The sequence below is a fragment of the Ideonella margarita genome, from assembly GCF_038066635.1.
GTDB classification, from domain to species: Bacteria; Pseudomonadota; Gammaproteobacteria; order Burkholderiales; family Burkholderiaceae_C; genus Ideonella; species Ideonella margarita.
This window is the reverse complement of the sequence record NZ_JBBUTI010000004.1, coordinates 108,562-122,771: the sequence shown is the minus strand read 5'-3', so window position 1 is coordinate 122,771 and position 14,210 is coordinate 108,562. Positions and strand designations below refer to the sequence as shown.

Below are 14,210 nucleotides of genomic sequence, written 5' to 3'. Positions count from 1 at the left end.
ATGTTGGTGGAATTGTAGCCGCATCGCCCGGGCCGGCGCTTGCCGCTGTCAGAGCGGCTCGGCATCGATGCCCTGCCCGCTTTCAACCAGCTGTGCGAACTCGTCGGCCAGGCGCTGGCTCTGCGCGATCGCCGCCTGCCAGGCCCGGATGCGGGCCGGCACATCATCGCCATATTGCTGGAAGTCGGCGCGGTCAGGCAGCTTGGCGCCCGGCAGTCCAGCCACCCATTCGGGCTTCGGCGCCAGTACCACCACGCGGTCGAGTGCCGAGGTGCTGCCGTGCCGCCACGGCAGGGCCTTGTCGAGCCAGCCGGGCACCAGCGTGTGCTGAAAATGCGGGTACAGGGCCAGGCCGTGCGTCATGCGCTGGTACGGCCAGTGCAGGTGGTAGTCAGTGATGCCGCCATCCCAGTAGGCGCCAGCTGGCCCGCCCGGAATGTCGTGCACCGCCTTCAACCAGAACGGGATGGAGCAGCTCGCCAGCACGCTGTCGACGAGGTTGCGGGCATCCAGCGGCCGCTGCAGGCTCCGGAAGTCATCCAGCGGCAGCGGCAAGGGTGAGCGCGGATCGGAAAACACCACGCGCTCCAGGCTCAGGCCCAGCGAGGCGCGGGTCAGCAGGTTGCCGGCAAACGCCAGGCCATAGCCCAGCGGCGTGCGCAGCCGCCCTTCCCGGCCCAGCAGCCCGCGGCCGTGGCTGGTCACCACATGCAGGCGCAGCCGCGGGTGGCTCAGCAGTTCAGCTGCACGGCTGCCGAGCTGCTGTTGCAGCGTCTCGCGGAATACCCGGCTGACGAGCGCCGCCTCCGGGGCCCGGCCGGGCGCGTGGTCGTAGGTCTGGTGCACATAGGCGTCCGCCATCGCAGCCAGTGACTGGTCCGCATCGGCCGCACACGCGGCGGCCATGCGCCAGCTGCCGATGGAGGCGCCGATCAGGTGCACCTCGTGGTTGCCGCGCGGCAACCACTGGCCAAACAGGAAGCGGTCGAGCGGGTTGAGGATCAAGCCCTTCGGACCACCGGCTGCCGCCGGGATGACCCGCACGTCATCGGGGCGCAGGCCGCGTTCACGCAGGTGGGCGCGGGCGATGGGCCCGGCCAGCACCCGCAGGGCCTTGAGCGGCGCGCGCATGGCTGGCCCGCCCCTGATCAGCGCTTGAGCTTGGCGAAGGCGGCCGCCATGGCGCTGGGCGAATCAGCTTGGCCACGGTTGCTGGCGCCACCTGCGCTGTAGCCACCGGCACCACGCTCACCGCGTGCGGGTGGGCGGTAGCTGTTGTCACCCCGCGCAGCGCCCTTGGGCACGGGCGCGGCATCGAGCTTCATGGTCAGCGAAATGCGCTTGCGCGACAGATCCACCTCCAGCACGCGCACCTTGACGATGTCGCCGGTCTTCACGACCTCGCGGGCATCGGTGACGAACTTGTTGGAGAGCTGGCTCACATGCACCAGGCCGTCCTGGTGCACGCCCAGGTCGACGAAGGCGCCGAACTGGGCCACGTTGGACACCGTGCCTTCCAGCACCATGCCTTCGGTCAGGTCCTTGATGTCTTCGACGCCGTCGTTGAAGCGCGCCACCTTGAAGTCCGGGCGCGGATCACGGCCCGGCTTTTCCAGCTCGGCCAGGATGTCTTTGACGGTGATGGCGCCAAAGCGCTCATCGGCCAGCAGCTCGGGGCGCAGCTTGCGCAGCACGTCCGAGTTGCCGATCAGCTCATGCACCGGCCGACCAGCAGCGGTGACGATCTTCTCGACCACCGGGTAGGTTTCCGGGTGCACGCCCGACAGATCCAGCGGATTGTCGCCATCGCGAATGCGCAGGAAGCCGGCCGATTGCTCGAAGGTCTTGGCACCCAGGCCCGCCACATCGAGCAGCTGCTTGCGGTTCAGGAAGCGGCCATTGGCCTCACGCCAGCGCACGATGCTGTTGGCCACGGCCGACGACAAACCCGACACCTGCGCCAGCAGCGGGGCCGAGGCGGTGTTCAGGTCCACGCCCACCGAGTTCACGCAGTCTTCCACCACGGTGTCCAGCGTGCGGGCAAGCTCGCTCTGGTTCACATCGTGCTGGTACTGGCCCACGCCGATGCTCTTCGGGTCGATCTTCACCAGCTCGGCCAGCGGGTCTTGCAGGCGGCGGGCAATCGACACCGCACCGCGCAGGCTCACGTCCAGGTCCGGCAGCTCCTTAGAGGCGAACTCGGAGGCCGAATACACCGAAGCGCCAGCTTCACTGACCACCACCTTCTCGATGTGCGTGCCCGGCGCCAGCTGCTGGATGCGCTTGATCAGGTCGGCCGCCAGCTTGTCGGTTTCACGGCTGGCCGTGCCGTTGCCGATGGCGATCAGGTTCACGCCGTGGGTGGCGCACAGGCGGCCCAGCGCATGGATGGAACCTTCCCAGTCCTTGCGCGGCTCATGCGGGTACACGGTGTGGGTGTCCAGCACCTTGCCGGTGTCGCTCACCACCGCCACCTTCACGCCGGTGCGGATGCCCGGGTCCAGGCCCATCACCACGCGCTTGCCGGCCGGCGCGGCCAGCAGCAGGTCGCGCAGGTTTTCGCTGAACACCTTGATCGCAACCTTCTCGGCCTCTTCGCGCAGGCGGCTGAACAGATCACGCTCCAGGCTCAACGCCAGCTTGACCTTCCAGGTCCAGGCGATGGTCTTGCGGATCAGCTCGTCGCCCGCACGCTTGCCATGCCGCCAGCCCAGATGGGTGGCGATGCGGCCTTCGGCCAGCGTCGGCTGGCCCGGCACCACCTCTTCGTCGAGCACCAGCTTGGCGTCGAGGAATTCCTGGGTGCGGCCACGGAACACCGCCAGCGCCCGGTGCGAGGGCACGGTGCGGATCGGTTCGTCGTAGTCGAAATAGTCACGGAACTTGGCCACGTCGGGGTTGTTGACGTCCTTGCCGTCCATCACCTTCGACTTGAACAGGCCCTCGGCCCACAGCCATTCGCGCAGCGTCTTGACCAGCGCGGCGTCTTCGGCCCAGCGCTCGCTCAGCAGGTCGCGCACGCCGTCGAGCACAGCGAACGCATCGGCAAAGCCCAGCTCAGCGTTGATGAAGGCCGCGGCCTCGGCGGCCGGCTCCAGCAGCGGGTCGGCAAACAGCTTGTCGGCCAGCGGCTCCAGGCCGGCTTCGCGGGCGATCATGCCCTTGGTGCGGCGCTTGGGCTTGTACGGCAGGTAGAGGTCTTCCAGCTCCTGCTTGGTGGGCACCAGCTCGATGGCCTGACGCAGCTCGGGCGTCAGCTTGCCTTGTTCATCAATGCTCTTGAGCACGGCCGCGCGGCGGTCTTCCAGCTCACGCAGGTAGCCCAGGCGGCTTTCAAGCTCACGCAGCTGGATGTCGTCGAGGCCGTCGGTGGCCTCCTTGCGGTAACGAGCGATGAAGGGCACGGTGGCGCCGCCATCCAGCAGGTTCACGGCGGCAGTCACTTGGGCCGGCCGAACCTTCAGTTCGGCGGCAATTTGCAGCAGGATCTTTTCCAAAACTTGTCGCTCAGGTGTGCGGTGAGCGCGCGAGTTTGCCAGAACGCAGCGGCCCGCCCGGTTTGCACCGGGCGGGCCGCCGTGAAATCGGGCCGGAGCGCGGGCTGAGCCGCAACAAAGGCGTCAGGCCCGCCATCCAGCCCGCTGCAACGCCCGATATCAGGCCCGAAGTTGCGCGCGCAACTGATCACCCAGCTCGGGGCGGTCCTTGAACGGGTCAGTCGGGTTGCGCAGCTGCATCACGTCTTCCAGACGGGTCTGCACACCGCCCAGCGCATGGGGGTGGCTGAACACGTAGAAGCGGCGCTCACGCATGGCGTCAAACACGAAGCCCATCACCTCGGCCGCGCTGATCTTGCCGCTGGTGACGGCCTTGTCGCTCATCGCCTGCGCGATCAGCTGGCTGCGCGTCGGGCGCACCTTCTCGCGCATGTCATCCGGCCGGTTGCGGTGGCTCTGGTGGATGCCGGTGGGCACGAAGAACGGGCACAGCACGCTGGCGGAGACCTGGTCAGTCACCAGCGCCAGGTCTTGATACAGCGTTTCGCTCAAGGACACCACCGCGTGCTTGGTGACGTTGTAGACGCCCATGTTCGGCGCGTTCAGCATGCCGGCCATCGAAGCGGTGTTGACGATGTGGCCCTCGTAATCAGGGTCTGCGGCGGCCGCTTCCAGCATCATCGGCGTGAACAGGCGCACGCCGTGGGCCACGCCCATCAGGTTGACGCCGATGACCCATTCCCAGTCCTTCTGCGTGTGTTCCCAGATCAGGCCACCCGCGCCCACACCGGCGTTGTTGAACACGAAATGCGGCACACCGAAGGTGTTGCGCGTAGCGATGGCCAGCGCCTCCACCTGATCGGCCTTCGACACATCCAGCTGGAACGGCAGCACCTGCGCGCCCAGTGCGGTGATCTCGGCGGCCGCGGCATCAAGCGCGCTCTGCTGCACGTCAGCCATGACCACGTTCATGCCCTCGCGGGCGGCGATGCGAGAGGCCTCGAGGCCGAAGCCGGACGCCGCGCCGGTGATGACCGCGGTGCGGCCCTTGAAGCTTTTCATGGTGTCTCCTTGCTCTTGGAATGGGTGGGCATCAGCGTGCGGCACGCACATCAAAGCCCAGCCGGGGGAAATGCACATGCACACGGCCTGCGCGCTCGTCCTCGCGCGCCAGCACGATCTCGTCATCGGTCAGGCCCACCAGCTCACCGCTGATCACGTCGCGGCCGCAATCGGTGGCGCACACCTGCACCGCAGCACCAGCTTCCAGGCCTTGGCCTTGGGCCACATGCACCGGCACATGGCGGCCTGCCTGCGCAGCAGCGTGGGCCTGCGCAATCGCGTCAGCCGACGACAGCCGCGATGCCTGGCCTTCACCGAAGACCGCCACGCGGTCGAACCAGGCGGCAACAAGCGTGAACGGCTGCAGCACATCAGCCACGGGCGATCCGGCCCGGCGCACGAACCAAACGCTCTGCGCCGCGCTCAGATCAGCGATGCAGGGCTGGCTGCCCAGCAGGAAGCCGCCGGGATTGGCGCTCAGCATCTGCTCCAGCCGCGCCAGGTAAGTGCGCAGCGCAGCACCCGCGTCGGCCACGGTGGGCCGGCGCATGTCAGGCGTGAAGGCCGCCCGGTCGGCAGCGAAGGCCTTCAGCACCTCGGGCGGCGGGTTGCCCAGCAGCGCACCGATGCCGGCGGGCTGCATGGCGTAGGGAATGGCGCACCAGAACAGGCTGCTGTCGGCCCACTGCGCCAGCGTTTCAGCCTGGCCACGGGTGGCTGCGGGGAACAGCGTGGCATCTGCCCGGCCGTGCGCGTCAAGCACCTTGGCCATCAACGCAGAGTCACACCAGATGTCTGCGCCGCGCTGCAGGAACGGCGTCTTGCGGTAGCCGCCGGTCAGCGCCACCACGTCAGGCTTGGGCATGATGGCCGGCACGTTGACGCTGTGCCAGTGCAGGCCGTGCCAGCCTATCAGCCAGCGGATCTTCTGCGAGAACGGCGAGCCGGCGTAGTGGTGCAGCACGAAGCCATCGGCCTCGGGGGTCAGATCGGGCATGGTGGCCTCAGCATCGACAGGTGGGGGATGTCGTCCTCGAGGTAAACCTCGGAACATGGCTGGTAGCCGAACTCGCCGTAGAACTTCGCGAGGTGGGCCTGCGCGCTGATGTGGTTGGCCTGGCCCGGCCAGGTGCGGTCGCAGCTGGCCACACCCTCCTGCACCAGCGCACGGCCGAGGCCGCTGCCGCGCACCGCCGGGTGGCTCACGACGCGACCCAGCGACGGCTCGTCGTACTTGTGCCCGGGGTCTACCGCCCGCAGGTACAGCACCAGCTCGCCGGCCGGCAGCCCTTGGTGGGGCTGCGCCAGGCGGCCAAGCAGGTGCCAGCTGTGCTGGTCGAGCCCATCGGGGTCCAGGTAGGGCCCCTGCTCGAGAATGAACACCCGGGCGCGCAGTTGCAGCGCGTCGTACAGGCCCTGCAGGCCCAGGTCTTCAAAGCGCACCCAGCTCCAGCGGATGGCCGGCGGCGAGACAGGCGCCATGCTCATCAGATCAGCTTGACCAGCTGCTTGCCGAAGTTCCGGCCTTTCAGCAGGCCGAGGAAGGCTTCGGGGGCGGCGGCAATGCCGTCGGCCACGGTTTCGCGGTACTTGAACTTGCCGGTGGCCACCATGCCGCCCAGCTCTTTCAACGCCTCGGGCCACACTTCCATGTGCTCGCTGACGATGAAGCCTTCAAGCTTCATGCGGTTGACGAGGATGAGCGACGGGTTGGTCATCGGGATCGGCTCGCCGTTGTAGCCGGAAATCATCCCGCAGAAGGCGATGCGGCTGAAGGCATTGGCGCGCAGCATCACGGCGTCGAGGATCATGCCGCCGACGTTCTCGAAGTAACCGTCGATGCCGTCCGGGCAGGCTTCCTTCAGTGCCTTGGACAGCGAGCGCACATCGTTGTGGGCCTTGTAGTCGATGCAGGCGTCAAAGCCCAATTCCTTCACCACGGCCTCGCACTTGGCCGGGCCGCCGGCAATGCCCACCACGCGGCAGCCGCGGGCCTTGGCCAGCTGGCCCACCGCGCCACCCACGGCGCCGCTGGCGGCACTCACCACCACGGTTTCGCCGGCCTTCGGGTTGATGATCTTGACCAGGCCGTACCAGCCCGTCACGCCGGGCATGCCGACGGCGCCCAGGTAGGCCGACAGCGGGATGTGGGTCGTGTCGACCTTCTGCAGCACGCCGCGCTGGTTGGCATTCACGCGCTGGTATTCCTGCCAGCCGCCCATGCCCACGACCTTGTCGCCTTCCTTGAAGTGCTCATTGCGGGAGGCCACCACCTCGCCCACCGTGCCACCGATCATCACGTCGTTCAGCGGTTGCGGTTGTGCGTAGCTCTTGCTCTCGTTCATGCGGCCGCGCATGTACGGGTCCAGGCTCAGGTAGTGGTTGCGCACCAGCACTTCGCCCTCCGCCAGGGCCTCGACCGGCACTTCGACGAGCTTGAAGTTGTCAGCGCTGGGCTCACCGGCCGGGCGGGATACCAGATGGATTTGACGATTGAGGGTGGTCATGATGTCGGTTTCCGTTTCAGGGTTGGTCGACAGCCGGCCCCGAGAGGCCGTCTGCACGTTGCAATGGTTTGAGCGTGCGGCCCTTGGCGGGCAGCGCACGCAGGTACTTGAAGGTGCCGGTGGCATGGGCCACCAGCGCGCCGTCACCGTTCACCACGCGGGCCTCGCAGAAGGCCATCGTGGCGGTGCGGTGCAGCAGTTGGCCCAGGGCCCGCAATTCGCCTTCACCGGGCCGCAGGAAGCTGGTCTTCATCTCGATGGTGGCGCAGCCCGGACCACTCAGATCCTCGCTGCGCGCCGCCATGGCCATGGCCACGTCGAGCATCGTCATCAGCACGCCGCCGTGGGCCACTTCCCAGGAATTCAGGTGGGCCTCGGTCAGATCAACGCGCAACTCGCTGGCGCCCTGGCCGCAGGCGTGCAGCTCCAGGCCCAGCTGTTCGACGAAGGGGATGCGCACCGGGAATGAGAGTGTGGATGGGGCTTGATTCATCCCGCCATCATCCGGCATGGATGGCGCTGACACCGCCATCCACCGCAAGAATCTGGCCGGTGATGTGCTTGCCCGCATCGGAGGCAAACAGCAGCGCTGCGCCCTTCAGGTCGTCGTCATCGCCGATGCGACGCAGCGGCGCCTTGGCGGCCATCTTGTCTTCGCCCAGCGCGGCCAGCAGGCCCTTGGTCATCTTGCTCGGGAAGAAGCCCGGCGCCAGCGCGTTCACCGTGATGCCGTGCGCGCCCCACTCGCCTGCCAGCGCACGGGTGAAGTTCACCACCGCGCCCTTGCTGGTGTTGTAGGCGATGGTCTTCATCTCCGTGGGGTTGCCGCCCAGGCCGGCGATGGACGCCACATTGATGATGCGACCACGACCCCGCGGAATCATGCTGGCCTTGGCCACCAGCTGGCTGATCACGAACAGGCTGCGGATGTTCAGGTTCATCACCTTGTCCCAGGCCTCCAGCGGGTGATCTTCGGCCGGTGCGCCCCAGGTGGCACCGGCGTTATTCACCAGGATGTCGATGTGGCCCAGGCGTTCCATCGTGTCGTTCACGATGCGCTCGGCGTCAGCCGGGTTGCTGGCGTCGCCCGCCACCCAGCGGGCATCAATGCCCTTGGCCTGCAGTGCGGCCACGGCCTCTTCCAGGTCAGCGGCCTTGCGTGAGCTCAGCATGATCTTCGCGCCGGCTTCGCCCAGGCTCTCGGCGATCTGCAGGCCGAGGCCGCGGGAGCCGCCCGTCACCAGCGCGGTGCGGCCAGACAGGTTCATCAGGGTGGAAATGGGGGTGCTCATCGGGTGTGTCTCCTCATGAATTCAGAACCAGGCGTCTTGCATCTCGCGGCAGACGGGCTCGCGCGCCGCCACCACGTTCAACCAGGCGCCAATCTTGGGCAACTCATAAACATGGAAATACCGGGCCGCGGCCAGCAGGCCGGCGTTGCGGGCCGCGTGCTCATCGGTGACCGGCTGCGAGGCCTTGGCCACCAGCGCCAGCTCCAGCCAGATCCAGCTCAGCACCACATGGCCAAAGGCCTGCAGGTAGGGCGTGGCGTTTGCCAGCGCTTCTTCCGGGTTGCCGGTGGCCCAGGCCGATTTGGTCGCGGCGCCCAGTTGCTGCACCGCGGCGGCCAGCCCGTTGGCCATGGCGGCCAGGCCGTCCACCTGACCGGCGCGGGTGATGGTGTCGCTCATGCGGCCGGCCAGCAGCTTCAGGCCGGCGCCGCCCTGCATCACCACCTTGCGGCCCAGCAGGTCAAGTGCCTGAATGCCGTGGGTGCCCTCGTGGATCATGTTCAGGCGGTTGTCGCGCCAGTACTGCTCGACCGGGAAGTCTCGGGTGTAGCCGTAGCCACCGTGCACCTGGATGGCCAGGCTGTTGGCCTCCAGGCACCACTCGCTCGGCCAGCTCTTGGCGATCGGCGTCAGCACTTCCAGCAGCAGGCTCGCCTCGGCGGCGGCCTCGGGCGTGCCGGTATGGGCTTCGTCCACCAAGCGGGCGCAATACAGCTCCAGCGCCAGCGCGCCTTCGCAATACGACTTCTGCGCCAGCAGCATGCGCTTCACGTCGGCGTGCTCGATGATCGGCACCTGCGGGCGAGCTGCGTCCTTGGTCACCTTCGGTCCGCTCTCTGCCTGCGCGCCCGCCCCGGCAATCGGCCGGCCCTGCGGGCGCTGGCGGGCATAGGCCAGCGACGCTTCATAACCCGCCATGCCCAGCATGGTGGCCGCGATGCCGACGCCGATGCGGGCCTCGTTCATCATGTGGAACATGTACTTCAGGCCCTGGCCCGGCTCACCCACCAGGTAGCCAATGGCGCCGCCCTGCCCTTGCGGCTTGAACTTGCCTTCGCCGAAGTTCAGCAGCGTGTTGGTGGTGCCGCGCCAGCCGCATTTGTGGTTCAGGCCGGCCAGCACCACGTCGTTGCGTTCGCCCGTCAGCGCGCCGTCGGTGCCCACCATGTGCTTGGGCACGATGAACAGGGAAATGCCCTTGACGCCGGGCACCAGCTTGCCGTCCTCACCCGGAATCTTTGCCAGCACCAGGTGGATGATGTTCTCAGTGAGCTCATGCTCGCCGGCCGAGATCCACATCTTGTTGCCGACCAGACGGAAGCGGGCCCCGAGCGGGTCCTGCTCGAAGCCAGCGCCGTCCGGCGTGGCGCGGGTGGCCACATCCGACAGGCTGGAGCCGGCCTGCGGCTCCGACAGACACATCGTGCCCGAGAAGCGGCCGCTGAACTCGTTCAGCGCAAACACCTGCTGCTGCAGCGGCGAGCCGTGGGCCATCAGCAGGTTCGCATTGCCGGTGGTCAGCATGCCCGCGCCGATGCTCACCGAGGCCTTGCCGAAGAAGCCATTCGCCGCCGCCTCGACCACATACGGCAATTGCATGCCGCCGATGTCGTAATCCTGGGCGGCGCTCAGCATGCCGGACTCGGCATAGGCCTTCCACGCGTCGTGCGTGGCCTGCGGCAGCGTCACCTTCTCGCCGTCGAAGTGCGGCTCCTGGGTGTCCACCAGCCGGTTGAACGGGGCGTATTTCTCGCGGGCGATGCGTTCGCAGGTGTCCAGCACCTGGGCAAAGGTCTCGGCGCCGTGATCGGCAAAACGGGCACGCTCGGTGAGCGAGGTCACGTTCAGCCAGTCATTCAGGAGGAAGTCAACGATCGGGCGCATGGCAACCGCTTTCGTGCAAATGTGAATGTTCGAACAGGGCGGCGGCAGCGTTACCGGCCACCCGCCCGGAGACGGCTATCTGACGTTCAGGCTGACTGCGCCACCATGGCCATCGTGGCTGACGCCTTCATCACCAGGGTGCGCTGCCCCGTGGCGTCCACCGACCAGACCATGGCCTCGGTGAAGCTCAAGCTGCGGCCGGGCTTGAGCACCACGGCTTCGCAGATCAGCTCCGGCCCGCGGGCCGGACGCAGCAGGCTGGTCTTGAGCTCGGCCGTCACCACCCACAGGCCCTCGGGTGCCATGGTTTGCGCTGCCGCGCCCATGCTGTGGTCAGCCAGCGTGGCCAGCACGCCGGCATGGGCCTGGCCGGTGTGCTGCAAATGCCGCGGCTGCAGCACCAGGCGGCTTTGAACCTCCCCCGGCGCCACACCCACGGCCTCCACGCCCAGGTCAACCAGGAACGGCGCCAGCGAGAAGAAGTGCCGCAAGGTATCGAGATCGATCTGCATGGCGGCGCTCCTTCAGGCGGCTCAGTCGGGTGTCACAGCACTTCGAAGACGCCCGCAGCGCCCATGCCGCCACCGATGCACATCGTCACGCAGACGCGCTTGGCGCCGCGGCGCTTGCCTTCGATCAGCGCATGGCCGGTCAGGCGCTGGCCCGACACGCCGTAGGGGTGGCCCACGGCAATCGCGCCGCCGTTCACGTTCAGGCGATCCATCGGAATGCCCAGCGTGTCGGCGCAGTACAGCACCTGCACGGCGAACGCTTCGTTCAGCTCCCACAGGTCGATGTCGTCCACCGTCAGGCCCAGGCGCTTGAGCACCTTGGGCACGGCGAACACCGGGCCGATGCCCATTTCGTCAGGCTCGCAACCAGCCACGGCAAAGCCCAGGAAGCGGCCCAGCGGGGTCAGGCCCTTCTGCTGCGCATAGGTGTCGCTGACCAGCACGCAGGCACCGCCGCCATCGCTGAACTGGCTGGCGTTGCCGGCGCTCACCACACCACCCGGCATGGCCGTGCGGATGCCGCGCACGGCTTCCACCGTGGTGCCTTCACGCAGGCCTTCGTCGGCCGTCACGGTGACTTCCTTGGTGCGCAGGCCCAGCACCTTGTCGGCCACACCGGCCGTCACGGTGATCGGCACCATCTCGGCGTCGAACAGGCCGGCAGCCTGGGCCGCGCAGGCCTTCTGCTGGCTGGCGGCGCCGTACTCGTCCATGCGGTCCTTCGAGATGTTGTAGCGCTTGGCCACGTTCTCGGCGGTCTGCAGCATCGACCAGTAGATCTCCGGCTTGTTGGCCTTCAGCCAGCTCTCCTGCAGCATGTGGGTGTTCATTTCCTGCTGCACGCAGGAGATGCTTTCCACGCCACCGGCGACATAGGCGTCGCCCTCGCCGGCGATGATGCGCTGGGCCGCCATCGCGATGGTTTGCAGGCCGCTGGAGCAGAAGCGGTTCACCGTGACGCCGCTGGCCGTGACCGGCAAGCCGGCGCGCAGGGCCACCTGGCGGGCGATGTTGGCGCCGGTCGCGCCTTCCGGCGTGGCGCAGCCCATCAGCACGTCTTCGATGACGGCCGGGTCAATCCCGGCGCGCTCGACGGCGGCCTTGACGACGTGGCCACCCAGCGTGGCGCCGTGGGTCATGTTGAAGGCGCCCTTCCAGCTCTTGGCCAGAGGCGTGCGTGCGGTCGAAACAATGACGGCGTTGGTCATGACTATTCCTGGATTCGGGTGTTGCGAGGTGCGGCGATCAGCTGAAGGACTTGCCTTCGGCGACCAGCTTGGCCAGCAGGGGCGCGGGCTGCCAGAACTCGGCGTCGTCATGCGGGTTGGCCGCAAAACGATGCATGGTCTGCACCACGTTGTAGAGGCCCACGGTGTCGGCGTAGCACATCGGGCCGCCACGGTGCAGCGGGAAGCCGTAACCCGTCAGGTACACCATGTCGACGTCGGAGGCGCGCTGGGCGATGCCCTCTTCCAGCAGGCGCGCGGCTTCGTTCACCAGCGCATAGACCAGGCGGTGCACGATCTCGTCATCGCTGATCTTGCGCGGCGTGATGCCCACTTCCTTGCGGTAGTCGGCAATCATCTGGTCGACCACCGGTGAAGGAATGGCGTCGCGCTTGCCGACGGCGTAGTCGTACCAGCCGGCCTGCGTCTTCTGGCCGAAGCGGCCCATCTCGCAGAGCAGGTCCGCGGTCTTGCTGTAACGCAGATCCGGCTTTTCCACATAGCGGCGCTTGCGGATGTACCAGCCCACGTCATTGCCGGCCAGGTCACCCATGCGGAACGGGCCCATCGCGAAGCCGAACTTCTCGACCGCCTTGTCGACCTGTGCCGGCGTGCAGCCTTCTTCCAGCAGGAAACCGGCCTGGCGGCTGTACTGCTCGATCATGCGGTTGCCGATGAAGCCGTCGCACACGCCCGAAACCACGCAGGTCTTCTTGATCTTCTTGCCCAGCTGCATCACCGTGGCCAGCACGTCCTTGGCGGTGGCCGCGCCACGCACCACTTCCAGCAGCTTCATCACGTTGGCGGGGCTGAAGAAGTGCATGCCCACCACGTCCTGCGGACGCTTGGTGAACGAGGCGATCTTGTTCACGTCGAGCGTGGAGGTGTTGGAGGCCAGGATGGCACCCGGCTTCATCACGCGGTCGAGTTCGGTGAACACGGCCTGCTTCACGCCGATGTCCTCGAACACGGCTTCGATCACCAGATCAGCGTCGCCGATGGTGTCGTAGCTCAGCGTGGTGGTCAGCAGGGCCATGCGCTGTTCGTACTTGTCCGCCTTCAGCTTGCCCTTCTTGACCTGGGATTCGTAGTTCTTGCGGATCGTGGCCACGCCGCGGTCCAGCGCTTCCTGCTTCATCTCCAGCATCACCACGGGCGTGCCGGCGTTCAGGAAGTTCATGGCGATGCCGCCACCCATCGTGCCGGCGCCGATCACGGCCACCTTGTTGATGGGGCGCACCGGCGTGTCGTCCGGCACATCGCCGATCTTGCTGGCGGCGCGCTCGGCGAAGAAGGCGTGGCGCAGGGCCTTGCACTCTGGCGTGGTCATCAGGGCGAGGAACAACTCGCGCTCCACCGCCATGCCGTCGTCGAACGACTTCTTGACCGACGCTTCCACGGCGTCCACGCACTTGGCTGGCGCGGGGAAGTTGCGGGCCATCGCCTTCACGGTGTTGCGGGCGAACTGGAAGTAGCCGTCGGCATTGGCGTGGCGAGCCTTGATGTCGCGCACCAGCGGCAGCGGACGCACGGCCGCCACCTCCAGCGCGAAGGCGAGGGCGCCTTCCATCAGGTCGCCGTCGATCATGCGGTCGAACAGCTTCTGGCCCGGCAGGCCGGCCAGCACCTCGCTCTTCACGGCGTCACCGCTGACGATCATGTTCAGCGCGGTTTCAACGCCCAGCACGCGCGGCAGGCGCTGCGTGCCACCGGCGCCCGGCAGCAGGCCGATCTTCACTTCCGGCAACGCAATCTGCGCACCCGGCAGGGCGACGCGGTAATGGCAGCCCAGCGCCAGCTCCAGGCCACCACCCATGGCCACGCTGTGCACGGCGGCGATCACGGGCTTGGTGCACAGCTCCAGCAGGCGGATCAGCGACAGCAGGTTGGGCTCGGCCAGCGCCTTGGGCGAGCCAAACTCACGGATGTCAGCGCCACCCGAAAAGGCCTTGCCGGCACCGGTGATGATGATCGCCTGAACCGCGGCGTCAGCCTGCGCCTGCGCCACGCCCTGGGCCACGGCCAGGCGGGTGGCATGCCCCAGACCATTGACGGGCGGGTTGTTCAGCGTGATGACGGCCACCGGGCCGCGGGTCTCGTAGCTGGCACTCATGTTGGGATGTCCTTTGGGTGAGGCGGGGTTCAAAAAAGAACGACCGTTCGATTCTAGAAAGCTTTCCCCGGCGATTGATGTCTCAGCGGCGACAACACAGGGTCAGGGAAAACACGG

12 protein-coding genes are annotated in these 14,210 nt (G+C 67.2%); all 12 read right to left on the bottom strand.

Going from position 1 to position 14,210, the window contains the following annotated elements; translation table 11 throughout:
* Nucleotides 1-48: 48 nt before the first annotated feature.
* The 12 genes from AACH00_RS05915 to AACH00_RS05860 all read right to left on the bottom strand — a co-directional run bounded on the left by AACH00_RS05915 (nt 49) and on the right by AACH00_RS05860 (nt 14,093).
* Nucleotides 49-1,131, bottom strand: coding sequence for a patatin-like phospholipase family protein (locus AACH00_RS05915; RefSeq protein WP_341398164.1), 1,083 nt, complete (start codon nt 1,129-1,131; stop codon nt 49-51).
* 17 nt (nt 1,132-1,148) lie between these two features.
* Nucleotides 1,149-3,497: a Tex family protein gene (locus AACH00_RS05910; protein ID WP_341398163.1), complete on the bottom strand. Its 2,349-nt coding sequence runs from the start codon at nt 3,495-3,497 to the stop codon at nt 1,149-1,151.
* Between the two features lie 159 nt (nt 3,498-3,656).
* Nucleotides 3,657-4,559 (bottom strand): SDR family oxidoreductase, encoded by a 903-nt coding sequence (locus AACH00_RS05905; RefSeq protein ID WP_341398162.1) that lies wholly within the window; start codon nt 4,557-4,559, stop codon nt 3,657-3,659.
* A 31-nt stretch (nt 4,560-4,590) separates the two neighbouring features.
* Entirely contained in the window at nt 4,591-5,556 is a 966-nt protein-coding gene (locus AACH00_RS05900) for a glutathione S-transferase family protein (protein WP_341398161.1), read from the bottom strand.
* Nucleotides 5,544-6,047, bottom strand: a complete 504-nt coding sequence (locus tag AACH00_RS05895; RefSeq protein ID WP_341398160.1) for a GNAT family N-acetyltransferase — start codon at nt 6,045-6,047, stop codon at nt 5,544-5,546. Before AACH00_RS05895 ends, AACH00_RS05900 begins: the two co-directional genes overlap by 13 nt.
* A complete protein-coding gene (locus tag AACH00_RS05890) occupies nt 6,047-7,066 on the bottom strand; it encodes an NADP-dependent oxidoreductase (RefSeq protein ID WP_341398159.1) in 1,020 nt (339 codons plus the stop codon). Before AACH00_RS05890 ends, AACH00_RS05895 begins: the two co-directional genes overlap by 1 nt.
* A 16-nt stretch (nt 7,067-7,082) precedes the next feature.
* Nucleotides 7,083-7,559, bottom strand: a complete 477-nt coding sequence (locus AACH00_RS05885) for a PaaI family thioesterase (RefSeq protein WP_341398158.1) — start codon at nt 7,557-7,559, stop codon at nt 7,083-7,085.
* Nucleotides 7,560-7,566: 7 nt separating this feature from the next.
* Nucleotides 7,567-8,358, bottom strand: coding sequence for an SDR family oxidoreductase (locus AACH00_RS05880; protein ID WP_341398157.1), 792 nt, complete (start codon nt 8,356-8,358; stop codon nt 7,567-7,569).
* 21 nt (nt 8,359-8,379) lie between these two features.
* Entirely contained in the window at nt 8,380-10,242 is a 1,863-nt protein-coding gene (locus tag AACH00_RS05875) for an acyl-CoA dehydrogenase family protein (protein WP_341398156.1), read from the bottom strand.
* A gap of 86 nt (nt 10,243-10,328) precedes the next feature.
* A complete protein-coding gene (locus AACH00_RS05870; protein ID WP_341398155.1) occupies nt 10,329-10,754 on the bottom strand; it encodes a PaaI family thioesterase in 426 nt (141 codons plus the stop codon).
* 32 nt (nt 10,755-10,786) lie between these two features.
* Nucleotides 10,787-11,962: an acetyl-CoA C-acyltransferase gene (locus AACH00_RS05865; protein WP_341398154.1), complete on the bottom strand. Its 1,176-nt coding sequence runs from the start codon at nt 11,960-11,962 to the stop codon at nt 10,787-10,789.
* A gap of 37 nt (nt 11,963-11,999) precedes the next feature.
* Nucleotides 12,000-14,093: a 3-hydroxyacyl-CoA dehydrogenase NAD-binding domain-containing protein gene (locus AACH00_RS05860; protein ID WP_341398153.1), complete on the bottom strand. Its 2,094-nt coding sequence runs from the start codon at nt 14,091-14,093 to the stop codon at nt 12,000-12,002.
* Nucleotides 14,094-14,210 lie beyond the last annotated feature (117 nt).